Source organism: Streptomyces sp. NPDC001890, assembly GCF_042891445.1.
In the GTDB taxonomy this organism is placed as follows: Bacteria; Actinomycetota; Actinomycetes; order Streptomycetales; family Streptomycetaceae; genus Streptomyces.
Genome location: NZ_JBIATE010000009.1, coordinates 42,079 through 66,535 on the forward strand (window position 1 = coordinate 42,079; position 24,457 = coordinate 66,535).

Below are 24,457 nucleotides of genomic sequence, written 5' to 3' on the forward strand. Positions count from 1 at the left end.
CATCGCGCGTCGGTCACCGGCTGGGTGAGGCGTGGAGGTGCCCGTGAGATGCCCGTTGGAGGCATTCCACAGTGTCAGTCGAGTTGAATCACACCATCATCCATTCCCGGGACAACCGGAAGTCCGCCGAGTTCCTGGCGGACATACTGGGACTCGAAATCGGTAAGGAATGGGGCCCGTTCATCCCGGTCACCACCGGGAACGGGGTCACGCTGGACTTCGCGACCATTCCCGAAGCATCGATCACCGCGCAGCACTACGCCTTCCTCGTCTCAGAGGCGGAGTTCGACAGCGCGTACGCCCGCATCAAGGAGCTCGGGGCCGAGTACTTCGCGGATCCGCACAAGAAGCAGCCGGGCGAGATCAACCACAACGACGGCGGCCGGGGCGTGTACTTCCTCGATCCCTCCGGTCACGCCATGGAGATCATCACGCGCCCGTACGGCGGCTTCCCCTCGTAACACGGCGTCCTGAGAAGGGAGTTCGGCCGGGGCTCGTGCACGCGTCCCGGCCGGGCCCCTCGTCGCCCCGGATCAGCCGACCGGCAGCAGCAGCTCGGGCCGGTCCCACATCACCGCGGGCGGGGCGGCCGCCAGGGTGCCGGTCCGCCGGGCGCCCACACTCCGGTAGAAGCCTTCGGCGGGCGGGTGCGAGACGACGCGGACCCCGGTGAGGCCGGCGCCTTCCGCCTCAACACGCAGATGCCCGACGAGGAGCCGCCCGATGCCGCGCCCCTGCGCGTCGTCGGCGACGAACATGAGGTCGAGTTCCGGCGGTTCGAGAACGAGCGCGTAGAAACCCAGCACCCGCTCGGAGCCGGACTCCACCGCCACGAAGACCCGATGGGTCTCGATGTAGTCGGGACCCACCCGGTATCCGGCGACCATGGCGGCGTAGTGCCCCTCGTAGGCGCGGGAAGTCCTGACCAGCCGGGTGAGCCGCTTCGCGTCCCGGGCGGTGGCACGTCTGATGCGTACGGTCTCCCGCAGCGCCTCGCCACCCCGGCGCGTAATGCTCGATGTCATGAATGGAGTATTACGCATCCGGCTGCCGGCCACCCACTCGCGAGCCCGCCACCGGCCCGTCGGACCCTACGGCCGCTCGCGCGCCGCGCGCCATTCGTCGACCACGGCGTCGATGTCGAAGGGCTTGAGGTTCAGCGGCGGGCCCGGCGGCGGACGCCTGACGGCCGCCGCGATCCTCTCGTTGACCTCGGACAGCATGCGCCGTACCTCGGCCTCCGTCCGCGCCTCGGCCACGGATTCGGCCACGTCCTCCGCCTGCTTGCGCAGGGCCAGGGCCGGCGGGAGCACCGAGACCCCTTCACGCTGGAGTTTCTGCTTGATCCACCAGTTCTCGTCATAGGGAGCCTTGATGGCGTCGAGCGGCTTGCCGAACCCCGGCAACTGCGAGATGTCGCCGCGCTGCTCGGACTCCCGGATCTGTTTGTCGACCCATGATTCGAAGCTGACGCCCGCAGGCTTGCGCTCGGTCAACGTACGCCCCTCTCGCAGGATTCATCATCCGGTCCCTCCACGATACCCAGGGCCCGCGGGACGCCCGGCGCCCGCACGGCCCCGCTTCGCAACCCCCTTCGGCGCAAAGCCACTTCGGGGTCCGGAGACCCGCCTCAGTGCGCGTGTCCGGCGGCGGGCGCCCCGGTTCCGCTCCCCTGGTGTCCGTCGCCGCCGTTCCCCGCTTCCGCCACCCGCACGGTGAAGGCCGCGGTGCGCACCTCGCCCTCGTGCTTGAAGTCGAGGAAGAGCCGGTACGTCCCGGCGCTGGGAGCCGTCGCGGTGAAGGACACCATCGGACCGGGGCCGCCCTCGTTCGGGTGGACGTGCAGATAGGCCAGGTCGCCCGAGCGCAGGGCGACGAGGTGTCCGTACGCACCGAGGTAGGGCTGGAGATCGGTGACGGGACGGCCGTTCCTGCTGACGGTCAGCTTCAGTTCGCCGCTCCGGCCGGCCCGGAGGTCGCCGCCGAGCGCGACGCGGTAGCCGTCCACCTCGGCGGTGGCGACCGGGGCCGGGAGAGCGGCGGGGCGGTAGGCCCCGGAGACGGCCAGATCCGCGCCCAGCGTGAGGTTCTCGGCACCCGCGGCCGCCGGGGTGAAGTCGGCGAACACCCGGTAGCCGCCTGCTTCCGGAAGGTCGACGGGGGTCGACCAGGTGCCGTCGGCCGCCCGGACGGGGTGCAGGTGCCGGTACTGGGTGAGGTCGGTGGAGGCGAGGATGAAGTGCAACTCCTTGCCGTGCTCACGCTGGTAGGCGGTGACCTTGCGGCCGCTGTCGTCCTTGACCGCGAACCGGATCTCGCCCCGGTCACCGGCCCGGACCACCGGTGTCTCCAGGTCCAGCGTGTAGCCGCCCTCGGAGATCTGCAGCCCGCCGGGCGCGTGGTCCGCCGCCGCGGCCTTCGCCCCGCCCTCCTCTCCCCCGGCGTGGCCGCCGTGCTGTTGCGCGGGGCGGTCCTCCGCGGCCACCAGCGGGTCGACGCCCTTGCCCACTCCGTACGCGGTCCCGAAGGTCGCGGCGAGCGCGGTGGCGAAGGCGGTGATCTTCAGTGCGTTGTTCATGACAGGTTCCTCCATCGGGTCGACCGGGAGGCAGCGCTTCCCGACGCCTCACAACATACCCCCTGGGGGTATGAAGTCAACCCCGGAGCCCACCGATCGCTCCGGCTCAGGCAGGCACCACCAGCCCGGCGCGCAACCGCTCCAGTGCAGCATCGGGAATGCGCAGGCCGTCGTGCACATACCCCTCCAGCCCGCCCCATCGCTCGTCCATCGCGTCCAGTGCCGTGTCGAGATAGCGGGGGCGCACCTCGGTGATCGCGGAGGCGATCCCCGGGTCGCCGCCCGCGTCCAGGAAGTCCTGCACGTACGGCGCGAAGGCGACCCGTACCACCGGATTCACCGCGAGGAACTCGGCACGCACGACCTCGCGGGACGCCCCGAGCATCATCAGGAGCAGGGCGGCGGCCCAGCCGGTACGGTCCTTGCCCGCCGTGCAGTGGAACAGCACCGGGCGGGCCCGGTCGTCGGCGACCGTCTCGACGAAGGCCCGGTAGGCGGCGGACGCACTCGGCGAGAGCACCATCTGCCGGTAGGTGTCCGCGAAGAGCCCCTCCGCCTTTCCGCCGCCCAGCAACTGCTCCGCGGCGACCGGGTCGGCGAGCAGTGCGCGCAGCCGGGCGGGCGCCACGCCCGGGTTCTCCCCGAGCACATCGGCGACGAACAGCCGCGCGCCCGGCGGCAGCCGGTCGGGGGCCGCGGCGCGCTCGTCGGCGGTCCGCAGATCGACGACGGTACGGATGCCGAGCGCGGCCACCTGCGAGTCCTGCGCCGCGTCGAGCCCGCTGAGCTGCCCGGACCGCAGCACGACGCCGGACCGGACCCGGTGGCCCGGGCCCAGGGCGATGCCACCCAGGTCGCGCAGATTGAGGACGGTGGATGCCGGGACGGCCCTGGCGGTCTGCACGATGAACTTCCCCTTTTTTCCTGACGCGTATCCGAATTCATTCGGCTTTGCCGGATCAAACGTCGCACGCAGCCGGGAGATCGACAAAGGAAAACGCCGGAAGACAATCGATCGGTAGCGCTTGCGGAGATAAAGGAAATGTGAAATCACAACCGCAGCCACCCAGGTCAGGGGGCACACCACACGAATAGCGGTGTGTTCTGCGAATCCCGGCCCGAAGGGCGGCGGCGATCGGTGCGCGGACCACCACGACAGCCCTTGAATTCCCGCCCCCGCGATTACGTCCGGGGAACGCGACGGAACAGAACCGGCCGGGGCCGCACCGCGCCGCTTCGCGCCGGGGAATCCGGTAAGGGCTGTCCCGTAATCCCTGGCGGGCGTGCGACGACGGCCACGGCACCTCGCCGCGTTGTCGGAACGCCCGAATACATCCAGTATTCGGGCGTCCCTCCGCCTTGCGATGCACCGCGTCCGACGCCGCACGCTGATCCACCAGGGATTACGGGACAGCCCTTACTCAGAGCACGACGACACCCACCTCGGTCGCCTTGACGCTCGTCCATACGGCGCTCCCCTCGACGAGCCCCAGCTCGGCCGCCGCTTCGGGGGTGATCTCGGCGACCAGATCCGGCGCCTCGCCGGAGGCGATCACCACCCGGAGCCTGCTGCCGACCGCGGTGAGCTCGCGCACCGTGCCGGGCCAGACGTTGCGCGGGCTCCCGGCGGGCCTGTCGTGGTGCACGGAGACCGCTTCGGGCGCGATGATCGCGAGGACGGCCGTCCCCTCGGCGGGCGTGTCCGCGACCACCAGCCGGCCGCCGCCCGCCAGGGCGAGGGTGCCGTCGGGTGCGGCGGTGCCGGGCCAGGCGTTGCGGCCGAGCATCCTGGCGACCCAGGGCGAGCGGGGATTCCGGGTGACCTCGGCCGGTGGCGCGTCCTGGAGGGTGCGGCCCTCGTCGAGCACGAGCACCCGGTCGGCCAGTGAGACCGCTTCGACCGGGTCGTGGGTGACGATCAGACAGACACCGCCGAACCCGGCGAGGTGGGTGCGCAGCGTGTGCCGTACATGGGCGCGGGTGGTCTGGTCGAGGGCGGCGAGCGGCTCGTCGAGCAGCAGCAGCCAGGGGCGGGCGGCGAGCGCCCTGGCCAGGGCCACACGCTGGGCCTGGCCGCCGGAGAGCTGCGCGGGTCTGCGGTGGGCGAGGTGGCCGACGCCCAGCCGGTCGAGCCATTGCCGCGCCTCGCGCCGGGCCTCGGCGCGGGGGACGCCGTGGGCGCGGAGCCCGTACGCCGTGTTCGTCAGCGCACTCAGGTGCGAGAAGAGCGCGCCGTCCTGCGGCACCCAGGCGACCTGGCGGCGGTGCGGGGGCAGTTCGGTGACGTCGGTGTCGCCGAGGCGCAGCCGGGCCCGGGCGCGCGGGGTCAGGCCCAGGAGCGCGCGCAGCAGGGTCGTCTTGCCCGCGCCGTTGGGGCCGACGACGGCGATCGTGGTGCCGGGCGCCGCGTCGAGGGTCAGCTCGTCGAAGCCGGTGACCTCGGCGTGCAGCGACCGCTGTTCGCCCGGCACCGGGGGCGTCTCGTGATCCGTTCGGGCCGCCCGGTCCGTATCGGCCGCTTCGTACGCCTCGTCGGTCACGGCTCGCGCGCCGCGTGCGCGGTCACGGGGCGTTCCGGTCCAGCGCCCGCGCAGGGTGATCAGCACGGCCATGGCGATGGCGAGCAGCAGCAACGACACGGAGGTGGCGGCCTCCGGTGAGTCCTGGAGCAGCAGGTAGACCTGGAGGGGCAGCGTCTGGGTGGTGCCCGGCAGATTGCCCGCGAAGGTGATGGTGGCCCCGAACTCGCCGAGTGCCCGCGCCCAGGTGAGGGCGGCCCCGGCCGCGAGGCCGGGGGCGACCATCGGAAGGGTGACGGTGAAGAACACCCGCAGCGGCGAGGCCCCGAGGGACGCCGCGGTCTCCTCGTACGCGGGGCGCAGTCCCGCCAGCGCGCCTTCGAGGCTGATGACGAGGAACGGCATCGCGACAAAGGTCGCCGCGACCACCGCGCCCGAGGTGTGGAAGGGCAGCGTGATCCCGAAGGTCTCCTCCAACCAGGGCCCCAGCAGTCCCCGGCGGCCGAAGCCGAGCAGGAGTGCCACGCCGCCGACGGTGGGCGGCAGCACCATCGGGAGCAGGACCAGGGAGCGCACGAACGCCTTGCCGGGGAAGTCGGTCCGGGCCAGCAGCCAGGCCAGCGGCACCCCGAGCAGCAGTGAGAGGCCCAGCGCCCAGAAGGAGACCAGCAGGGACAGCCTGAGCGCCTGGGTGACTCCCGGGCTGGTCAGATGGGTGCCGAGGTCGGCCCAGGACGTACGGACCAGAATGCCGATCAGTGGAATCAGCAGGAACGCGACGGCGAGCAGTGCGGGGATCGCCAGGGCGACGGGTGTGCGCACGCCGGGCACCCGGCTGCGGAGGGCTCTCATCGGAGGTTCCCGGAATCGGTCGGTTCGGGCGGGGGCGCGCTCGCGCTCCCCGGTCGGCCGGCCCGCCTGATCACGGCCGACCGGGTCGCGGGACTACGGCTGCTGGAAGCCCGCCGACCGCAGGATCTTCTGCGCCTGCGGGGTGCTCAGCCACTTCACGAACGCCGTGGCGGCCTCGGTGTTCTTGGACTGTCGCAGGGTAGCCGCCGGGTAGGAGGCCACGGCGTTCTGCGCGTCCGGGATGTCGACGGCGTCGACCTTGTCGGTGACCGTGGCGGCGTCCGTCCGGTAGACGATGCCCGCGTCGGCCTCGCCGAGTTCGACCTTGCTGAGGACCGCGCGGACGTTGGGCTCCTGGGAGACCGGCTCGACGTCGAGCTTCTGGGCGTCGAGGACCTGCTCGCTGTAGCGGCCGACCGGCACCTCGGGTGCGGCCAGGACGACCTTCAGCCCGGGGTCCGTCAGGTCCTTCAGGCTCGCGATCTTCTCCGGGTTGCCCTCACGGGTGGCGATGACGAGGCGGTTCTTGGCGATGACGGTGGGCGTCGCCGTGTCGGACTTCAGCCCGTCCATCGTCCTGGTGTCGGCGGTGACGAGGGCGTCGGCGGGTGCGCCCTGCTTCACCTGGGCGGCGAGCTCCTGGGAGCCGGCGAAGGAGAACGTCACCTTCGTGCCCGGGTGCTCCTTCTCGTACGCGGCGCCGGCGGTCTTGAACACGTCGGTGAGCGAGGCGGCGGCCAGCACCGTCAGCCGGGTCCCGGACGATGCCGACTTCCCGGTGGATTCCTTCTTGCCGTCGTCATCGCTGCCGCACGCGGCGAGCGGGAGCAGCAGTGCGGCGGTGACGGCCGCGGCGGCGGCGCGCCGCCCGGTGAGGGTGGTCGGCATGGTCCGGTGACTCCTTGAAGTTGATGCGTGCCGTGGGTGACGCGCGGTCAGACGCGGTCGATGTGCACGCTGGTGGACTTCACGCGGGCGGTGGCCTGCATGCCGACCTCCAGCCCCAGTTCCTCGACGGCCTCGCGGGTGAGCAGTGACACCAGCCGGTGCGGGCCCGCCTGGATCTCCACCTGGGCCGCGACGTCGCCGAGCTTCACGGCGGTGACGATGCCCGGGAAGGCGTTGCGGGCCGAGGTGTACGAGGCGTCGTCCTCGCCGCCCGCGCCCTGGCCGACCTCGATGGAGAAGGCGGCCAGGTCACGGCCGTCGATGAGCCTGCGGCCGCTTTCGTCGCGGTGGGTGGCGACCTTCCCGGCGTCCGCCCAGCGGCGGGCCGTGTCGGGGCTGACCCCCAGCAGGCGGGCCGCCTGGCCGATTGTGTAGGACTGCATGTGCGACAAGATATTCGAGTCGTCCTGGCAGCTGCAATCCATCCGAGTGATCTGTGGAGCAAATGCCAGGCGCATTGGAGGAATCACCAAGTGCCGGGGCGGGGTCGGGCAGGGGCCGGCTACGCGACGGTGGGTGAAGGATCAAGTGCGCTCCGGAGAGGGCAAGGTCACAAGCGGAACCCATGCTGCCCTCAAGCCCCCTGACCTAGCATCTGGGCATGACGGTCCTGCCTGCCGACGGGTTTTCGTTGGCCGCCGAATTCCCCGCCCCCGCCCATGAGCAGTGGCAACACCTCGTCGAAGGTGTGCTGCGCAAGTCGGGCAAGGAGGCCGCGGGTCCGGCCGCCGAGGAAGCGCTGTCCACCACGGTGGAGGACGGGCTCATCACCCGTCCCCTCTACACCTCGCGCGACAGCGCGCCCGATGCCGGCCATCCGGGCTTCGCCCCCTTCACCCGCGGCAGCAAGGCCGAGGGCAACGCGGCGGGCGGCTGGGACGTACGGCAGCGGCACACCCTGCCGGATCCCGCGCGTCTCAACGAGGCGTTGCTCGCCGATCTGGAGAACGGTGTCACCTCGTTGTGGCTGACCGTGGGCGGTGCCGCCGGAGTGCCGGTGTCCGCGCTGGCGGGGGCCCTGGACGGGGTCTACCTGGATCTGGCTCCGGTGGTGCTCGACGCCGGGGACGAGACCGACGCCGCGGCGAGGGAGTTGCTGCGGATCTGCGCCGAGCGGGGCATCGACCTGGGGAGCGTGCGCGGCAACCTCGGCGCGGACCCGTTCGGGCAGGCCGCCCGCAGTGGCGCCGAGCCCGACCCCTCGGAAGCGGTGCACTGGGCGCAGCGGTGCGCACGGGAGTTTCCCGGGCTGCGGGCGCTGACCGTCGACGCGCTGCCGTACCACGAGGCCGGCGGTTCGGCGGCCGAGGAGCTGGGCGCTTCGCTGGCGACCGGTGTCGCCCTGCTGCGGGCGCTGACCGACGCCGGGCTGTCGGTCGAGGACGCCTGCGGGCAGCTGGAGTTCCGGTACGCGGCGACCGCCGACCAGTTCCTGACCATCGCCAAGCTGCGGGCCGCGCGCCGGCTGTGGTCCCGGGTGGCCGAGGTGTGCGGGGCCGCCGGTGCCGGTGCTCAGCGTCAGCACGCGGTGACGTCGTCGGTGATGATGACGCGGCGCGATCCGTGGGTGAACATGCTGCGCACGACGCTGGCGTGCCTGGGGGCGGGGGTCGGCGGCGCCGACTCCGTCACCGTGCTGCCGTTCGATCACGCGCTGGGCCTGCCGGACGCGTTCGCCCGGCGCATCGCCCGTAACACCTCGACGATCCTGCTGGAGGAGTCGCACCTGGCCCGGGTGATCGACCCGGCGGGCGGTTCCTGGTACGTGGAGCGGCTCACGGCCGAACTCGCCGATGCCGCCTGGTCGTTCTTCCAGGAGATCGAGCGCTCCGGCGGTCAGGCCGCCGCGCTCCGCTCGGGGATGATCGGCGAGCGGCTGGCGGCCACCTGGGCGGCGCGCAGCAAGGATCTGGCGCGTCGCAAGGAGCCGATCACCGGGGTCAGCGAGTTCCCGCAGCTCACGGAGCGGCCGGTGGAGCGTGAGCCGTCCCCCGCCGGACCGGCCGCGCCGGGCGGTCTGCCCCGGGTCCGCCGGGACGAGGCGTTCGAGGCGCTGCGCGCCCGGTCGGACGCGCATCTCGCGGCGACCGGGCAGCGGCCGAAGGTCTTCCTCGCCGCGCTCGGCCCCGCCGCGGCGCACACCGCGCGGGCCTCGTTCGCCGCCAATCTGTTCCAGGCGGGCGGCATCGAACCGGTCCACGACCCGGTCTCGGTCGACGCGACCACGGCCGCCGACGCCTTCAGGGCCGGCGGGGCCACCGTGGCGTGCCTCTGCTCCAGCGACGCGCTCTACGCCGAGCAGGCCGAGGCGGTCGCCGGGGCACTGCGGTCGGCGGGCGCCGAGCGGGTGTTCCTGGCCGGGCGGCCCGGCGAGTACGCCGGCGTCGACGAGTACGTCTTCGCGGGCTCCGATGTGGTGGCCGTGCTCTCCTCCCTTCTCGACCGTATGGATGTGGCGTAATGCGTATCCCCGACTTCTCCGGCATCGAGCTCGGTCCGGGCGGCGCCGCCGAGGTGTCCGAGGACCAGTGGCGTGCCTCGGTGAAGGAGTCCTCCGGCAGTTCCGACGGCGATCTGCTGTGGGAGACCCCGGAAGGCATCGCGGTCAAGCCGCTGTACACCGGGCGCGACCTCGAAGGGCTCGACTTCCTCGGTACGTACCCGGGCATCGCCCCGTATCTGCGGGGCCCGTACCCGACGATGTACGTCAACCAGCCCTGGACGATCCGGCAGTACGCCGGGTTCTCCACGGCCGAGGAGTCCAACGCCTTCTACCGCCGCAACCTCGCGGCCGGGCAGAAGGGGCTCTCCGTCGCCTTCGATCTGCCGACCCACCGCGGCTACGACAGCGATCACCCGCGGGTGACCGGCGACGTCGGCATGGCGGGCGTGGCGATCGACTCGATCTACGACATGCGCCAGCTCTTCGACGGCATTCCGCTGGACAGGATGACCGTGTCGATGACGATGAACGGCGCGGTGCTCCCCGTCCTCGCCCTGTACATCGTGGCCGCGGAGGAACAGGGCGTACCGCCCGAGAAGCTGGCCGGGACCATTCAGAACGACATTCTGAAGGAGTTCATGGTCCGCAACACCTACATCTATCCGCCGAAGCCCTCGATGCGGATCATCTCCGACATCTTCGCGTACACCTCGCAGAAGATGCCGCGCTACAACTCGATCTCCATCTCCGGCTATCACATCCAGGAGGCGGGTGCGACGGCCGATCTGGAGCTGGCGTACACCCTCGCGGACGGAGTGGAGTATCTGCGGGCCGGCCGGGACGCCGGTCTCGACGTGGACGCGTTCGCGCCGCGGCTGTCGTTCTTCTGGGCGATCGGCATGAACTTCTTCATGGAGATCGCGAAGCTGCGGGCGGCCCGGCTGCTCTGGGCCAAGCTGGTCAAGGAGTTCGAGCCGAAGAACGCCAAGTCGCTTTCGCTGCGCACCCATTCGCAGACCTCGGGGTGGTCGCTGACCGCGCAGGACGTGTTCAACAACGTCACCCGGACCTGTGTGGAGGCGATGGCCGCCACCCAGGGGCACACCCAGTCGCTGCATACCAACGCGCTCGACGAGGCGCTCGCCCTGCCGACCGACTTCTCCGCCCGGATCGCCCGCAACACCCAGCTGCTGCTCCAGCAGGAGTCGGGCACCGGCCGGGTGATCGACCCTTGGGGCGGCAGCGCGTACGTGGAGAAGCTGACGTACGACCTGGCGCGCCGGGCCTGGCAGCACATCGAGGAGGTCGAGGCGGCGGGCGGCATGGCCAAGGCCATCGACGCGGGCATCCCGAAGCTGCGCATCGAGGAGGCCGCGGCCCGCACCCAGGCACGGATCGACTCCGGGCGCCAGCCGGTGATCGGGGTCAACAAGTACCGGGTGGACAGCGACGAGCAGATCGATGTGCTGAAGGTCGACAACTCCTCGGTGCGCGCCCAGCAGATCGAGAAGCTGCGCCGGCTGCGCGAGGAGCGCGACGAGGCCGCCTGCCAGGCGGCGCTGCAGGCACTGACGGCCGCCGCCGAACGTGATCCCGGCCCCGGCCTCGAAGGAAATCTGCTGGCACTGGCCGTCGAAGCGGCACGCGCGATGGCGACCGTGGGCGAGATCTCGGACGCCCTGGAGAAGGTGTACGGGAGGCACGCGGGCCAGATCCGTACGATCTCCGGTGTGTACCGCAACGAGGCAGGTGAATCCCCTTCCGTGGACCGTACCCGGGCGCTGGTGGACAGGTTCGAGGAGGCCGAGGGGCGCCGTCCGCGCATCCTGGTCGCCAAGATGGGACAGGACGGCCACGACCGCGGCCAGAAGGTGATCTCGACCGCCTTCGCCGACCTGGGCTTCGACGTGGACGTCGGCCCGCTGTTCCAGACACCGGCCGAGGTGGCGCGGCAGGCGGTGGAGGCGGACGTGCACATCGTGGGCGTCTCCTCGCTGGCCGCCGGGCACCTCACGCTGGTGCCGGCGCTCCGCGAGGAGCTGGCGGCCGAGGGGCGCGAGGACATCATGATCGTGGTGGGCGGGGTGATTCCGCCGCAGGACGTCGAGGCGCTGCACGAGGCGGGCGCGACGGCCGTGTTCCCGCCCGGCACGGTGATCCCGGATGCCGCGTACGACCTGGTGACGCGGCTCGGCGCCGCGCTCGGCCACGAGCTGTGAGCCGCTGACCCGATGGCTCCCAGGATCGACATCGACAGCTATGCGAAGGGGGTGCTCGACGGAAAGAGGGCGCACATCGCGCGCGCCATCACTCTCGTCGAGTCCACCCGCCCCGATCACCGGGCGCTGGCCCAGCGGTTGCTGCGCGAACTGCTGCCGCACTCCGGCGCCGCACGGCGGATCGGTATCAGCGGCGTGCCCGGGGTCGGGAAGTCCACCTTCATCGACGCGCTGGGCACGATGCTCACCGGGCTCGGGCACCGGGTCGCGGTGCTGGCCGTCGACCCCTCCTCCAGCCGTACGGGCGGCTCCATCCTGGGCGACAAGACCAGGATGGAGCGGCTCGCGGTGGACCCGGCGGCGTTCGTGCGCCCGTCCCCGACCGCCGGGACGCTCGGCGGGGTGGCCAAGGCGACCCGGGAATCCATCGTGGTGATGGAGGCCGCGGGGTACGACGTGGTGCTGGTGGAGACGGTCGGCGTCGGGCAGTCGGAGACGGCGGTGGCCAATATGGTCGACACGTTTCTGCTGCTGACGCTGGCCCGGACCGGCGATCAGCTCCAGGGCATCAAGAAGGGTGTGCTGGAGCTGGCGGACGCGATCGCCGTCAACAAGGCGGACGGCCCGCACGAGCGCGACGCCCGCGCGGCCGCGCGGGAACTGGCGGGCGCGCTGCGGCTGATGCACCCGGTGGACGCGGCGTGGACACCGCCGGTGCTCACCTGCAGCGCCCGTGAGTCGGCCGGTCTCGACACCCTTTGGGAACGTCTCGAACAGCATCGCGCGCTGCTGGAGTCGACCGGGCGGCTCGCCGCGAAGCGGCGTGACCAGCAGGTCGACTGGACGTGGACGATGGTGCGGGACGAGCTGCTGGAGAGTCTGCGCGGCCATCCCGAGGTGCGTGCCCTCACGCCGGGACTGGAACAGCGGGTACGGGACGGGGAGTTGACGGCCACACTGGCGGCCGAGCAGATCCTGTCCGCGTTCCGGGGCGCGGCGGGGGTCGCGGAGGCCGGTGACCCGGTGGCCTGACGGCCCGGGTACGCGACGTCCGCGTCCGGCGGTCCGGAATCCCGGACCGCCGGACGCCCGGAGCCGCTACAGATCGAGCTGGTACTCGACCGAGCCGTGCGTCGGCTCGTAGCCGAGAGCGTCGTTGATGCGCCGCATGTGCGTATTGCTGTCGGCGGTGTCCGTCAGCAGCCCCGCCAGGCCGGGGTGGGTCTCGCGGGCGTGGAGGATGGAGCCTGCCTTCATCCACGCTCCGAGGCCGTGCCCCCGGTGCTCGGGAAGGACTCCGGTGCCGTAGTGCTGGGCGTCGCCTTTTCCGTCGCCCGGGACGACGAGTTCCGTGAAGCCCACGATCGTGGCGGTGGGTTCGTCGAACGCCGCGACGGTGTGGAGCAGGTCGCCACGTGCGGCGACGGCCGCCGCCGCGGACCGGACCCGGTCCACGTCCCAGACGACCGTGCCGAAGTCGGTGTCGTCCATGGGCATGTCGTCCATCGCCCGGCGGGAGGCGGCGAACGTCACCGCGAGTTCGTCGGGGACGGTGCCGTCCCAGGAGATCAGCCGGTAGCCGGGGTGCGGCCGCCCGACGGCCCGGTGCAGGGCCTCGGTGTCGGCCTTCGCCAGCGGGAGCCGTACGTACGTCAGGGTCAGGACCTTGCGCAGTCCCTTGGCCCGCAGGAAGTGGTCTCCCGCCGATCCGGTCCCGGCCTGCGCGACGACGCTGCGCCGGTCCTCCTCGCGGGCGGCGGCGACCGCGGCCTCGAACAGCAGTGAGCCGACGCCGTTGCGGCGCTCCGCGGGGTGGACGTGCAGTTCCAGTTCGGCGAGGTGGTCCTGGCCCTCGCGGGTGAAGACGCGCAGGAACGCGGAGCCGAGGGGGCTGCCGTCGGGGCCGGAGGCGAGCCAGGCCAGGCGGTGGCTCCCGGCGGGCCGGCCGGGGTCGGCCAGCGCGGTGATGCGTATCGACAAAGTGACTCCTGTGCGCCCGGGGCGCCGGTCGGAACGGGTGAGCGGGCCGGTGGCCCGGAGAACCACATCACTCCACGAGTGCCTCGGCAACCGGATTTCGGAACCCCGGCACGGCCTTGTCGTCCCTCGGTACGATCCCCTTCCCGCAGGGCCGTGCTACCGTGCTTGAGGTACCAGTGCTCGCCTCGCTCCGAGGCGCCGGTGCCGATTCACCGCTCCGAAGCTGCCGCGCCCGTCCTTCTCCGACCGGCGATCCAGCTCTCGGCGTCACCTCATCCAGTCCGGACCGGGCTTTGCCCGTTCGGACTTTCCCGCCCGTCGTCGGGGGCGTGTTCTCTGCCGCCCCGTGCCGTCCGGCCCCGTATTCGCCATGTCCGCGAAAGGACCCGTCCGCGATGACCATCTCTCTCGAACACCCGCTCAATCAACGGCAGTTGACAGCCGAGTCCCCGAACACCACCGAGGTCACCGGCGTACTCGACCTCACGCACCAGGGGAACGGCGTGCTGCGCGTACGGAACGGCCTCCCCTCCCCCGGCGACGTGGTGGTCCCGGCCGCCCTGATCCGCCGCCACGGACTGCGCCGGGGCGATGCCGTGACCGGGCTCTGCGACCGGCCGCTCACCCTGTCCGCCGTGGAGCGGGTCGACGGCCGCTCCCCGCAGGCGCTCCGGAACCGGCCCCACTTCCGTGACCTCACCCCGCTCCACCCCCGGCAGCGGCTGCGGCTGGAGACACCGTCCGGCGGAGCCGCGATGCGGCTCGTGGACCTGGTCGCGCCGATCGGCAAGGGGCAGCGCGGGCTCGTCGTCGCCCCGCCCAGGACCGGCAAGACGGTGCTGCTCCAGCAGATCGCCGCGGCCGTCGCCGCCAACCACCCCGAGTGCCACCTGATGGTGGTGCTGGTGGACGAACGTCCCGAAGAGGTCACCGACATGCGCCGGTCCGTCCGGGGCGAAGTGCTCGCCTCCACCTTCGACCGGCCCGCGAAGGAGCACATCGCACTCGCCGCACTCGCGGTGGAACGTGCCAAGCGGCTGGTCGAGCGGGGTCAGGACGTCGTCGTCCTGCTCGACTCCCTCACCCGTCTGTGCCGCGCCCACAACAACGCCTCCGCCGCCGGCGGACGCACCCTCAGCGGCGGCGTCGACGCGGCCGCCCTGCTCGGCCCGAAGCAGCTCTTCGGCGCCGCTCGGCTCGCCGAGGAAGGCGGCTCCCTCACCATCCTGGCCACCGCACTCGTGGAGACGGGCTCCCGCGCCGACGACTACTTCTTCGAGGAGCTGAAGAGCACCGGCAACATGGAACTCCGGCTCGACCGCGCACTGGCACAGCGACGCGTCCACCCGGCCGTGGACATCCCGTCGTCCGGCACCCGCCGCGAGGAACTCCTCGTACCGGAGAGCGAATTGCGAGTCGTGCGCGGGCTGCGGCGCGCGCTGCACACCAGGGATCCGCAGACCGCGCTGGAAACACTGCTGGACCGGCTCCGCCGCACCCTGGACAACGCGGCGTTCCTCCGCGCCGTCCACGGCACCGTCCCACAGGCCCGCACCTGTCCGGACGGCACCGGCGCGGATGCATAGCATGGCCCGGCGATTGCGTGATCCGCGCCTCATGAGCACAGAAAGAGCAGCCACATGGAGTTCCGCCGACTCGGCCGCAGCGGCCTGACCATCAGTGAGATCGCTTACGGGAACTGGCTCACCCACGGTTCCCAGGTGGAGGAGGACGCGGCGGCGGCCTGCATCCGCGCCGCCCTGGACGCCGGAATCACCACCTTCGACACCGCGGACGTCTACGCCGAGACCCGGGCCGAAGCCGTCCTGGGCCGGGCGCTCAAGGGCGAACGCCGCGAGGGTCTGGAGGTGTTCACCAAGGTCTACTTCCCGACCGGCCCCGGACACAACGACCGGGGGCTCGGCCGCAAGCACATCATGGAGTCCATCGACAACTCGCTGCGCCGTCTGCAGACGGACTACGTGGACCTGTACCAGGCCCACCGCTACGACCACTCGACCCCGCTGGAGGAGACGATGGAGGCGTTCGCCGACGTCGTCCGGTCCGGCAAGGCGCTCTACATCGGCGTCTCGGAGTGGACGGCCGACCAGCTCCGCGCCGCGCACCGACTGGCCCGCGAGCTGCGGGTGCCGCTGATCTCCAACCAGCCGCAGTACTCGGCGCTGTGGCGGGTCATCGAGAGCGACGTGGTGCCCGCCTCCGAGGAGCTGGGCATCGGCCAGATCGTCTGGTCCCCGATCGCCCAGGGCGCGCTCACCGGCAAGTACCGGCCCGGTGCGCCGCTCCCGGCCGGTTCGCGGGCGACCGACGACAAGGGCGGCGCGAACATGATCGCCCACTGGCTGCGCGACGACGTGCTGGAGCGCGTCCAGCGGCTGCGGCCGCTCGCCGACGGCGCCGGTCTCAGCCTGGCCCAGCTCGCGGTCGCGTGGGTGCTGCAGAACACCAACGTCTCGGCCGCGATCATCGGCGCCTCCCGGCCGGAGCAGGTGGCGGAGAACGCCGCGGCGGCCGGTGCGACGCTCGACGCGGAACTGCTGAAGGGGATCGACGACATCCTGGACCCGGTGGCCGTGCGGGATCCCGGGCTGACGGCCGGGCACCCGGGCGACAGCTGATCCGGCCGGACGTCACCGGCCCGGCCGCGTGCGGGGCCGGTGACGTGCGCCGCGGGATCAGGTGCCGGTGTGCAGCGAGGCGGTGTGCTCACGGACCTGTTCCGGTGTGAGGTAGGCGTCCGTGTGCTCGAAGTCGCGCAGCTTGGCCGGCTGCCGGGACAGGAAGCCGGTGCGTACGAAGTCGTCACCGGCGACGGCGTTGAGGATCCAGTTGGTCGCGACCCTGGCCTTGGCGACATTGGTGCGCAGCGCCGACCAGTGGTAGCCGCGGGCGACGGCCTGTGCGGGAATCCCGTGCAGCTCGATGCCGAGCGGCTTGGAGACCGCGTCCTTGCCTCCGAGGTCCACGACGAGACCGAGGTCCTTGTGGACGTACGGTTTCAGCGGCTGGTTGCGCAGGGTCGCGATGAGGTTGTCGGCGAGCCTGCGGCCCTGGCGCATGGCGTGCTGTGCGGTGGGCGGGCAGACGGCTCCGTCGCCCTTGTGCAGGTCCGGTACGGCCGCGCAGTCGCCGAGGGCGAAGACGCCGTCGAAGCCCGGCAGCCTCATCTCGGGGGTGACGGCGAGCCGGCCGCGTACCGTCTCCGCGTCGAAGGTGCTGACCAGCGGGCTGGCGGCGACGCCCGCCGTCCAGATCAGGGTCCGGCAGGGCAGCACCCGGCCGTCGGTGAAGGTGACCTTCTCCGGGGCGGCCTCGGCGACCGAGACGCCTAGCGAGACCTCGATGCCTCGGGCGCGCAGCATCCGCAGGGCGCTTCGGCCCAGCTTGTCGCCCAGTTCGGGCATCAGTTTCGGGGCGATGTCGATGAGGTGCCACTTGATCAGCTTCGGGTCGAGCCGCGGGTACTGCCGGAGCGCGCTGGTGGTGAGGCGTTGCAGGCAGGCCGCGGTCTCGGTGCCCGCGTATCCACCGCCGACCACCACGAACTGGAGGCGCGAGGCCCGTTCGTTCTCGTCGTGGCTGGCATCGGCCAGGTCGAGCTGGGCGATCACGTGGTCCCGTACGTAGGCGGCCTCGGCCAGTGTCTTCATGCCCCGGGCGTTGTCCAGCAGGCCGGGGATGTCGAAGGTGCGGGTGACGCTCCCGGCACTGAGCACGATGTAGTCGTAGGGCTCGTAGACGATCTCGTCGGTGATCTTGCGGATGACGCAGATCTTCGCCTTGGGATCCACTCCGATGGCCCCGCCCGGGATGATCCGGGTGCGGTGCTTGCGGCTGCGGCGCAGCGAGATGGCGACCGACTGCGGGGTGAGCACGCCCGCCGCGACCTGTGGCAGCAGGGGAAGGTAGAGCTGGTACGAGAACGGGGCGACGAGTGCGATCTCCGCCTCGCCGGGGATGAGCCCGCGCTCCAGACGGCGCACGCACTCCACTCCGGCGAATCCGGCGCCGACAACGAGGATCCTGGGTCGTGCCACGGTGTTCGTCCCTTCTCGGGCCTGTACGTCCATCCGTTCGCCTGCCACGTCGCACGCGCCCGTCCACCCTCATCTTCACGAGCCCGGGACGAGTTCGCCTGCTGAGGGCGGCGGAACGGACGACGCAGCAATCAGCGGGTGAGCAGGGTGAACGCGGTGCAGGTGCCGCCGACGGCGCCGACGGCCATGACACCGACGGCCACGCAGCGCGCCCTGAGCCTGCGGTAGCGCGCCTCGTACTCGCCGCGCAGCGCGGTGGCGCGGGCCGAGATGCGGCAGAGCGTCGCCCGTGACGCGGCGAGCCGGTCGGCGGTGTAGACGCGTTCGACGTCCTCGCGCTGGGCGGAGGTGAGCCAGGGCAGTTCGTCGGTGAAGCGGCCCGCGCGGCGGCGGGCCTCCTCGACCTCGGCGCTCCACAGCAGGTAGCCCTGCAGCTGTGCCATTCCTCGGGCGCTGTCCTTGTCGGGGTCCACTCGCTCCTCCTCCCGCCGGGCCGTCGCGCTCAGTCCCGCTCGTGCCCCGGGGTCCGGGGCAGTCCGGTGTCCGGGCGATTGAGGGCCTCGTCGAGTGCGCGGACCGAGGGGTGGTGCAGGTCGAACGCCGGGGATTCGGAGCGGATCCGCGGCAGGGTGAGGAAGTTGTGCCGCGGCGGCGGGCAGGAGGTCGCCCACTCCAGCGAACGGCCGTAGCCCCATGGGTCGTCGACCCCGACATTGCGGCCGTACTTGGCGGTCTTCCACACGTTGTAGAAGAACGGCAGCATCGACAGACCGAGCAGGAACGAGGAGATCGTCGAGATCGTGTTCAGCGCGGTGAAGCCGTCGGCGGCGAGATAGTCCGCGTAACGACGCGGCATGCCTTCCGCGCCCAGCCAGTGCTGCACCAGGAACGTACCGTGGAAGCCCACGAACAGCGTCCAGAACGTGATCTTGCCGAGCCGCTCGTCCAGGATCTTTCCGGTGAACTTCGGCCACCAGAAGTGGAATCCGGCGAACATGGCGAAGACCACGGTGCCGAAGACGACGTAGTGGAAGTGCGCGACGACGAAGTACGAGTCCGAGACGTGGAAGTCCATCGGGGGCGAAGCGAGGATCACACCGGTCAGACCACCGAACAGGAAGGTGACCAGGAAGCCGATCGACCAGAGCATCGGTGTCTCGAAGGACAGCGAGCCGTGCCACATCGTGCCGATCCAGTTGAAGAACTTCACCCCGGTCGGTACCGCGATGAGGAAGGTCATGAACGAGAAGAACGGCAGCAGCACACCGCCCGTGACGAACATGTGGTGCGCCCACACGGTCGCGGAGAGGCCCGCGATGGCGATGGTCGCGCTGATCAGGCCGATGTAGCCGAAGATCGGCTTCCGGCTGAAGACCGGGATGATCTCGCTGACGATGCCGAAGAACGGCAGCGCGATGATGTACACCTCCGGATGGCCGAAGAACCAGAAGAGGTGCTGCCAGAGCAGTGCGCCACCGTTGGCCGGGTCGAAGACGTGCGCGCCGAACTTGCGGTCCGCCTCCAGCACCAGGAGGGCCGCCGCGAGGACCGGGAAGGCCAGCAGGACCAGCACACCGGTCAGCAGGACGTTCCAGACGAAGATCGGCATGCGGAACATCGTCATGCCGGGGGCGCGCAGGCAGATGATGGTGGTGATGAAGTTGACCGAACCGAGGATCGTACCGAAGCCGGAGAAGGCCAGCCCCATGATCCACATGTCGCTGCCGATGCCCGGTGAGCGGACCGCGTCGGTCAGCGGGGAGTAGGCGAACCAGCCGAAGTCCGCCGCCCCGTTCGGGGTGAGGAAGCCGGCCACGACGATGACCGAGCCGAAGAGGTACAGCCAGTAGGCGAACATGTTCAGCCGCGGGAACGCCACGTCGGGCGCGCCGATCTGCAGCGGCATGATCCAGTTGGTGAATCCGGCGAACAGCGGCGTCGCGAACATCAGCAGCATGATCGTGCCGTGGATCGTGAACGCCTGGTTGAACTGCTCGGGCGAGACGATCTGCATCCCCGGACGCGCCAGTTCGGCGCGCATGACCAGGGCCAGCACACCGCCCACGACGAAGAAGGCGAACGAGGTGACGAGGTAGAGCGTGCCGATCGTCTTGTGGTCGGTGGTGGTCAGCCACTTGATGACGACGTTTCCCGGTTCCTTCGCGTGGACCGGAAGCTCGTTCGCGTACGCCTCCTCCGCGTCGGCTGCCCCTGTTGTGCCCGTCGTCGTCACTGGGACGCTCCTTCGATCGTCGTTCGCGGGTGGACCGAGCACCCGGCAGGGGAGCCGTTTCCACCGGGACGGCCGACAGACCGGTCCCGCGCGCGTCACGCCAGATTCCAGGAGCAGCAAATCAGCCGCGGGGCCGCGGGGCGTGGCCCGCCGCCCGCCGTCGTACGACATTCACCCGTCAGGGCGTCACGGGTCCTGTACGGGTTTCCCCGGCGTCGCTCAGGCCATCCCGCCCGTCGCGCGGACGTTCTGCCCGGTGATCCACCGGCCGTCGTGACCGGCGAGGAAGGCGACCACGTCGGCCACGTCGGCGGGTTGCCCCAGCCGGCGCAGCGGGGTCATGCCCGCGACCGCCTCCAGGGCCTGCGGCTGGTTGTTGGCCCGCAGCAGCTCGGTGTCGGTGGCGCCGGGCGAGACGGTGTTGACCGTGATACCGCGGGCCCCGAGTTCATGGGCGGCGACGGCGGTGAGCTGTTCGACGGCGCCCTTGCTCGCGGCGTAGGCGGAAATGCCGGGGCCCGGCCGCACGGTGTTGGCCGTGGAGATGTTCACGATGCGGCCGCCGTCGCGCATCCTCAGCGCCGCGTGGCGGATCGTCATGAAGACCGCTCTGGTGTTGACCGCCAGGACCTGGTCGAAGACCGCGGGATCGGTGTCGGTGAGCAGGGAGGGGGCGGGGCACAGCGCGGCATTGTTCACCAGGATGTCCAGCCCGTCGAGCTCCTCCTCGGCGACCGACATCAGGCGCTCGGCGCCGTCGGGCTCCGCGAGGTCCAGCCGGACCGCCCGGACCGTGCCGCCGTCGCCCCGCACCGTACGGACGACCTCGGCCGCGGCGTCGTCGTCGGTCGCGTAGTTGAAGACCACGTGGGCCCCGTCGCGGCACAGGCGCTCGACGATGGCGCGGCCGATGCCCCGCGATCCACCGGTGACCACGGCGTTCCTGCCTGTCAGCACAGTCTCTCCCCCTCCGGGGCACGGTTGGTCCGGGCGTACGAACCTACCGGGGGAAGGGCTCCCCGGGGCCGGTTACGCACAAACTCCTCGATCCGGCGGCCCGGCTCCGGCGCCGCTCCTGGACACGAAACCGCCCCGGCCGGGCAGGGTGCCGGCCGGGGCGGGAGGGGCGGGGGCGCCTGGTCGGGCCCCCGCCGCGCAGGGTCGTGTCAGCCGATGGAGGCGATGGCCTGGACGAAGGTCTGCGACGGACGCATGACGGCGGAGGCCTTGGCCGGGTCGGGCTGGTAGTAGCCACCGATGTCGGCCGGCGAGCCCTGCACCGCGATCAGCTCGTCGACGATGGTCTGCTCCTGCTCGCCCAGCGTCTTCGCGAGCGCGGCGAACGCCTGCGCGAGCTGTGCGTCGTCGGTCTGCTGCGCCAGCTCCTGGGCCCAGTACAGGGCCAGGTAGAAGTGGCTGCCGCGGTTGTCGATGCCGCCCAGCTTGCGGCTCGGCGACTTGTCCTCGTTGAGGAAGGTGCCGGTCGCGCGGTCGAGGGTGTCGGCGAGGATCTGGGCGCGTGCGTTGCCCGTGGTCGTCGCCAGGTGCTCGAAGCTGGCCGCGAGCGCGAAGAACTCGCCCAGGCTGTCCCAGCGCAGGTAGTTCTCCTTGACCAGCTGCTGGACGTGCTTGGGCGCGGAGCCGCCCGCACCCGTCTCGAACAGGCCGCCGCCGTTCATGAGCGGGACGACGGAGAGCATCTTCGCGCTCGTGCCCAGCTCCAGGATCGGGAAGAGGTCGGTCAGGTAGTCACGCAGCACGTTGCCGGTGACCGAGATGGTGTCCTCACCGCGGCGGATGCGCTCCAGCGAGAACGCGGTCGCCTCGACCGGCGACATGATCTCGATCTGCAGGCCGTCCGTGTCGTGGTCGGCGAGGTACTTCTTGACCTTGGTGATCAGCTGCGCGTCGTGGGCGCGGTCCTCGTCCAGCCAGAACACGGCCGGGACGCCGGTGGCGCGGGCGCGGGTGACGGCGAGCTTGACCCAGTCCTGGATCGGCAGGTCCTTGGCCTGGCACATGCGGAAGATGTCGCCGGCGCCGACGGCCTGCTCCAGCACGACCTCGCCGTTGCCGTCGACGACTCGCACCGTGCCGGTGGTGGGGATCTCGAAGGTCTTGTCGTGGCTGCCGTACTCCTCGGCCTTCTGCGCCATCAGGCCGACGTTGGGCACCGAGCCCATGGTCGACGGGTCGAAGGCGCCGTTGGCGCGGCAGTCGTCGATGACGACCTGGTAGACACCCGCGTAGCTGCTGTCGGGCAGGACGGCGAGGGTGTCGGCCTCCTCGCCGTCCGGGCCCCACATGTGGCCGGAGGTGCGGATCATGGCCGGCATGGAGGCGTCGACGATGACATCGCTCGGCACGTGCAGGTTGGTGATGCCCTTGTCCGAGTCGACCATGGCCAGCGCGGGGCCGTCGGCGAGCTCGGCCTCGAAGGACGCCTTGATCTCGGCGCCGGCGTGCGGCACCGAGTCCAGGCCCTTGAGGATGGCGCCGAGGCCGTCGTTCGGGGACAGGCCGGCGGCCGCGAGCACCTCGCCGTACTTGGCGAAGGTGTTCGGGAAGAAGGCACGCACCACGTGGCCGAAGATGATCGGGTCGGAGACCTTCATCATGGTGGCCTTGAGGTGGACGGAGAACAGCACGTCCTCGGCCTTGGCACGGGCGACCTGCGCGGTGAAGAACTCGCGCAGCGCCGCGACGCGCATGACCGCCGCGTCGACGACCTCGCCCGCCAGTACCGGCACCGACTCGCGCAGCACGGTGGTGCTGCCGTCGTCGCCCGCGAGCTCGATGCGCAGCGCACCGTCCTCGGCGATGACCGTGGACTTCTCGGTGGAGCGGAAGTCGTCGACGCCCATGGTGGCGACGTTCGTCTTCGAGTCGGCGGTCCACTTGCCCATGCGGTGCGGGTGCGCCTTGGCGTAGTTCTTGACCGAGGCGGGGGCACGGCGGTCGGAGTTGCCCTCGCGCAGCACGGGGTTCACCGCGCTGCCCTTGACCTTGTCGTAGCGCGCGCGGACGTCCTTGTCCTCGTCGGTCTGCGGGTCGTCCGGGTAGTCCGGCAGCGCGTAGCCCTGCGCCTGCAGCTCGGCGATGGCCGCCTTCAGCTGCGGGATCGAGGCCGAGATGTTGGGAAGCTTGATGATGTTGGCCTCGGGGCGCTTGGCCAGCTCACCGAGCTCGGCGAGCGCGTCGTCGATGCGCTGGCCCTCCTGGAGACGCTCGGGGAAGCTGGCGATGATGCGTCCGGCCAGCGAGATGTCACGGCTCTCGACATTGACCCCGGCCGTCGAGGCGTACGCCTGGATCACGGGCAAGAACGAATACGTCGCCAGGGCCGGGGCCTCGTCGGTGTGTGTATAGATGATGGTCGAGTCAGTCACCCTGTGCTCCGCTCCACGTCTGCAACATTGCTTGACATCAAGATATCTCGTGATCGCCCCGGGCTCGACAGGGCCCCGCGTTCATCGGCTCCGAACCGTGTCGCCAAGGCCGCGCACCGCGCGTGCACCCCGGCCCGGCCCGTCGGCGTACGCCCCGGTCAGCGCGCACGGACCGCACCCGCCCCACGGGCCGCGGCCGCACCCGGCACTCCTCCCCGAAGAGAGCCGCACGGACAACGGGCAAGTGTCATACGGTGGTTGTCCCGCTGCTCACCAGAAGGAGTACGCACATGCCCGTCTCGCTGGGTCTCGGTCTTCCGCAGATGAAGCAGTACGACATCGGCCGCGATGTCGCCGCCGTGGCGCGCGCGGCGGAGGAAACCGGCTACGAGAGCCTGTGGGTCTTCGAGCGGATCATCTTCCCCGAGCCCGCCACCCAGGGGCTGTACGGCGTTCCGGGGCTGCCGTGGCCCGAGCAGTACCGCAGCGTCGCCGACCCGCTGATCACGCTCGCGCTGGCCGCCGGGGTGACGGACCGGGCCCGGCTGGGCACCAGCGTCCTGGTCGCGCCGCTGCACCTGCCGTTCCAGCTGGCCCGTTCGCTGGCCTCGCTCGACGCGGCGAGCGGTGGCCGGGTGGTCGCGGGGCTCGGCACCGGCTGGTCCCTGGACGAGTACGCCGCCGCCTCGGTCGCCCCCTTCGAGAAGCGCGGCGCGGTGCTGGACGAGCTGCTGGACGTGTGCGCGGCCGTCTGGGGCCCGGACCCGGTCTCGTACGAGGGCGAGCTGACCACCATCGCCCCGTCGGAGGTCGGTCCGAAGCCGGTGCGCCCCATCCCGGTCTATCTGCCGGCGAACAGCCCCCGGGCCACCCGCCGCCTCGTCGACCGGGCCGACGGCTGGATGCCCGTGGCCATGGGCGCCGCACAGCTGGCCGAGCAGTGGAAGCGGGTCCAGGACCTGGCGGCCGAGCGGGGCCGGGAGCGTCCGGTCGGTGTCTGCGCCCGCGCCAATGCCCGGTACACCCCCGAACCGGCCGCCGGTGCGGGCCGCGCCCCCTTCCACGGCAGCGTGGCCCAGATCGTCGAGGACCTGGTGGCCCATGCCGAGACGGGTGTTCCGGAGATCCTGCTGGACCTCCAGGGCACGACGCGCGACGCCTCGGAGCTGATCGACGTGGCCGGCGAGGTGTACGAGGCGGCGCGGGCGGCAGGCGTCTGACCGGGTACGGCGCCGGGG

20 protein-coding genes are annotated in these 24,457 nt (G+C 71.2%); 7 read left to right on the forward strand and 13 right to left on the reverse strand.

Annotated elements, in window-relative coordinates; translation table 11 throughout:
• Positions 1–71 precede the first annotated feature (71 nt).
• A complete protein-coding gene (locus ACFYY1_RS22535; RefSeq protein ID WP_388588213.1) occupies positions 72–461 on the forward strand; it encodes a VOC family protein in 390 nt (129 codons plus the stop codon).
• Positions 462–533: 72 nt separating this feature from the next.
• On the opposite strand, the gene ACFYY1_RS22540 is transcribed toward ACFYY1_RS22535, so the two are convergent.
• The 7 genes from ACFYY1_RS22540 to ACFYY1_RS22570 form a co-directional block, all read right to left on the reverse strand.
• Positions 534–1,025: a GNAT family N-acetyltransferase gene (locus tag ACFYY1_RS22540; protein ID WP_388588215.1), complete on the reverse strand. Its 492-nt coding sequence runs from the start codon at positions 1,023–1,025 to the stop codon at positions 534–536.
• A gap of 66 nt (positions 1,026–1,091) precedes the next feature.
• Positions 1,092–1,496, reverse strand: coding sequence for a DUF1992 domain-containing protein (locus ACFYY1_RS22545; RefSeq protein ID WP_388588218.1), 405 nt, complete (start codon positions 1,494–1,496; stop codon positions 1,092–1,094).
• Between the two features lie 134 nt (positions 1,497–1,630).
• A complete protein-coding gene (locus ACFYY1_RS22550) occupies positions 1,631–2,578 on the reverse strand; it encodes a hypothetical protein (protein ID WP_388588220.1) in 948 nt (315 codons plus the stop codon).
• A gap of 106 nt (positions 2,579–2,684) precedes the next feature.
• Complete coding sequence (locus ACFYY1_RS22555; protein WP_388588222.1) at positions 2,685–3,482, reverse strand: tyrosine-protein phosphatase; 798 nt, start codon at positions 3,480–3,482, stop codon at positions 2,685–2,687.
• Between the two features lie 517 nt (positions 3,483–3,999).
• The gene (locus ACFYY1_RS22560) at positions 4,000–5,949 is read right to left on the reverse strand and encodes an ABC transporter permease (RefSeq protein WP_388588224.1); all 1,950 of its coding nucleotides are present in this window, start codon (positions 5,947–5,949) and stop codon (positions 4,000–4,002) included.
• Between the two features lie 93 nt (positions 5,950–6,042).
• Complete coding sequence (modA, locus tag ACFYY1_RS22565) at positions 6,043–6,837, reverse strand: molybdate ABC transporter substrate-binding protein (protein WP_388588226.1); 795 nt, start codon at positions 6,835–6,837, stop codon at positions 6,043–6,045.
• Between the two features lie 47 nt (positions 6,838–6,884).
• A complete protein-coding gene (locus tag ACFYY1_RS22570; protein WP_388588228.1) occupies positions 6,885–7,280 on the reverse strand; it encodes a molybdopterin-binding protein in 396 nt (131 codons plus the stop codon).
• A gap of 218 nt (positions 7,281–7,498) precedes the next feature.
• Between ACFYY1_RS22570 and mutA the strand changes: the two genes are divergently transcribed.
• The 3 genes from mutA to meaB are packed head-to-tail and all read left to right on the forward strand — an operon-like array spanning position 7,499 to position 12,591.
• On the forward strand, positions 7,499–9,358 hold the full coding sequence (mutA, locus tag ACFYY1_RS22575; protein WP_388588230.1) for a methylmalonyl-CoA mutase small subunit: 1,860 nt from the start codon (positions 7,499–7,501) through the stop codon (positions 9,356–9,358).
• On the forward strand, positions 9,358–11,559 hold the full coding sequence (gene scpA, locus ACFYY1_RS22580) for a methylmalonyl-CoA mutase (protein WP_388588232.1): 2,202 nt from the start codon (positions 9,358–9,360) through the stop codon (positions 11,557–11,559). Before mutA ends, scpA begins: the two co-directional genes overlap by 1 nt.
• A gap of 12 nt (positions 11,560–11,571) precedes the next feature.
• Complete coding sequence (gene meaB, locus ACFYY1_RS22585) at positions 11,572–12,591, forward strand: methylmalonyl Co-A mutase-associated GTPase MeaB (RefSeq protein ID WP_388588235.1); 1,020 nt, start codon at positions 11,572–11,574, stop codon at positions 12,589–12,591.
• A gap of 66 nt (positions 12,592–12,657) precedes the next feature.
• Here the strand turns inward: meaB and ACFYY1_RS22590 are convergent, their stop codons facing one another.
• Complete coding sequence (locus ACFYY1_RS22590; protein ID WP_388588237.1) at positions 12,658–13,539, reverse strand: GNAT family N-acetyltransferase; 882 nt, start codon at positions 13,537–13,539, stop codon at positions 12,658–12,660.
• Positions 13,540–13,934: 395 nt separating this feature from the next.
• Between ACFYY1_RS22590 and rho the strand changes: the two genes are divergently transcribed.
• Both rho and ACFYY1_RS22600 read left to right on the forward strand, forming a co-directional pair.
• Positions 13,935–15,125 (forward strand): transcription termination factor Rho, encoded by a 1,191-nt coding sequence (gene rho, locus ACFYY1_RS22595; protein WP_388588240.1) that lies wholly within the window; start codon positions 13,935–13,937, stop codon positions 15,123–15,125.
• Positions 15,126–15,179: 54 nt separating this feature from the next.
• The gene (locus tag ACFYY1_RS22600) at positions 15,180–16,178 is read left to right on the forward strand and encodes an aldo/keto reductase family protein (protein ID WP_388588243.1); all 999 of its coding nucleotides are present in this window, start codon (positions 15,180–15,182) and stop codon (positions 16,176–16,178) included.
• 57 nt (positions 16,179–16,235) lie between these two features.
• On the opposite strand, the gene ACFYY1_RS22605 is transcribed toward ACFYY1_RS22600, so the two are convergent.
• The 5 genes from ACFYY1_RS22605 to ACFYY1_RS22625 form a co-directional block, all read right to left on the reverse strand.
• Positions 16,236–17,597: an NAD(P)/FAD-dependent oxidoreductase gene (locus ACFYY1_RS22605; RefSeq protein ID WP_388588246.1), complete on the reverse strand. Its 1,362-nt coding sequence runs from the start codon at positions 17,595–17,597 to the stop codon at positions 16,236–16,238.
• Between the two features lie 131 nt (positions 17,598–17,728).
• The gene (locus ACFYY1_RS22610) at positions 17,729–18,070 is read right to left on the reverse strand and encodes a hypothetical protein (protein WP_388588249.1); all 342 of its coding nucleotides are present in this window, start codon (positions 18,068–18,070) and stop codon (positions 17,729–17,731) included.
• Positions 18,071–18,099: 29 nt separating this feature from the next.
• Entirely contained in the window at positions 18,100–19,830 is a 1,731-nt protein-coding gene (ctaD, locus tag ACFYY1_RS22615) for a cytochrome c oxidase subunit I (RefSeq protein WP_388588252.1), read from the reverse strand.
• A 219-nt stretch (positions 19,831–20,049) separates the two neighbouring features.
• Positions 20,050–20,787, reverse strand: a complete 738-nt coding sequence (locus tag ACFYY1_RS22620; RefSeq protein ID WP_388588255.1) for an SDR family oxidoreductase — start codon at positions 20,785–20,787, stop codon at positions 20,050–20,052.
• 209 nt (positions 20,788–20,996) lie between these two features.
• Complete coding sequence (locus ACFYY1_RS22625; RefSeq protein ID WP_388588258.1) at positions 20,997–23,219, reverse strand: NADP-dependent isocitrate dehydrogenase; 2,223 nt, start codon at positions 23,217–23,219, stop codon at positions 20,997–20,999.
• 290 nt (positions 23,220–23,509) lie between these two features.
• On the opposite strand from ACFYY1_RS22625, the gene ACFYY1_RS22630 reads away from it, so the two are divergent.
• Entirely contained in the window at positions 23,510–24,439 is a 930-nt protein-coding gene (locus ACFYY1_RS22630; RefSeq protein WP_388588261.1) for an LLM class F420-dependent oxidoreductase, read from the forward strand.
• Positions 24,440–24,457: the final 18 nt, after the last annotated feature.

Bases quoted from the DNA above. Each gene is read 5' to 3' on its own strand.
- ACFYY1_RS22570 (WP_388588228.1), bottom strand. From the start codon at position 7,280: ATGCAGTCCTACACAATCGGCCAGGCGGCCCGCCTGCTGGGGGTCAGC.
- rho (WP_388588240.1), top strand. From the start codon at position 13,935: ATGACCATCTCTCTCGAACACCCGCTCAATCAACGGCAGTTGACAGCC.
- ACFYY1_RS22630 (WP_388588261.1), top strand. From the start codon at position 23,510: ATGCCCGTCTCGCTGGGTCTCGGTCTTCCGCAGATGAAGCAGTACGAC.
- ACFYY1_RS22600 (WP_388588243.1), top strand. From the start codon at position 15,180: ATGGAGTTCCGCCGACTCGGCCGCAGCGGCCTGACCATCAGTGAGATC.
- ACFYY1_RS22550 (WP_388588220.1), bottom strand. From the start codon at position 2,578: ATGAACAACGCACTGAAGATCACCGCCTTCGCCACCGCGCTCGCCGCG.
- meaB (WP_388588235.1), top strand. From the start codon at position 11,572: ATGGCTCCCAGGATCGACATCGACAGCTATGCGAAGGGGGTGCTCGAC.
- scpA (WP_388588232.1), top strand. From the start codon at position 9,358: ATGCGTATCCCCGACTTCTCCGGCATCGAGCTCGGTCCGGGCGGCGCC.
- modA (WP_388588226.1), bottom strand. From the start codon at position 6,837: ATGCCGACCACCCTCACCGGGCGGCGCGCCGCCGCCGCGGCCGTCACC.
- mutA (WP_388588230.1), top strand. From the start codon at position 7,499: ATGACGGTCCTGCCTGCCGACGGGTTTTCGTTGGCCGCCGAATTCCCC.
- ACFYY1_RS22560 (WP_388588224.1), bottom strand. From the start codon at position 5,949: ATGAGAGCCCTCCGCAGCCGGGTGCCCGGCGTGCGCACACCCGTCGCC.
- ACFYY1_RS22540 (WP_388588215.1), bottom strand. From the start codon at position 1,025: ATGACATCGAGCATTACGCGCCGGGGTGGCGAGGCGCTGCGGGAGACC.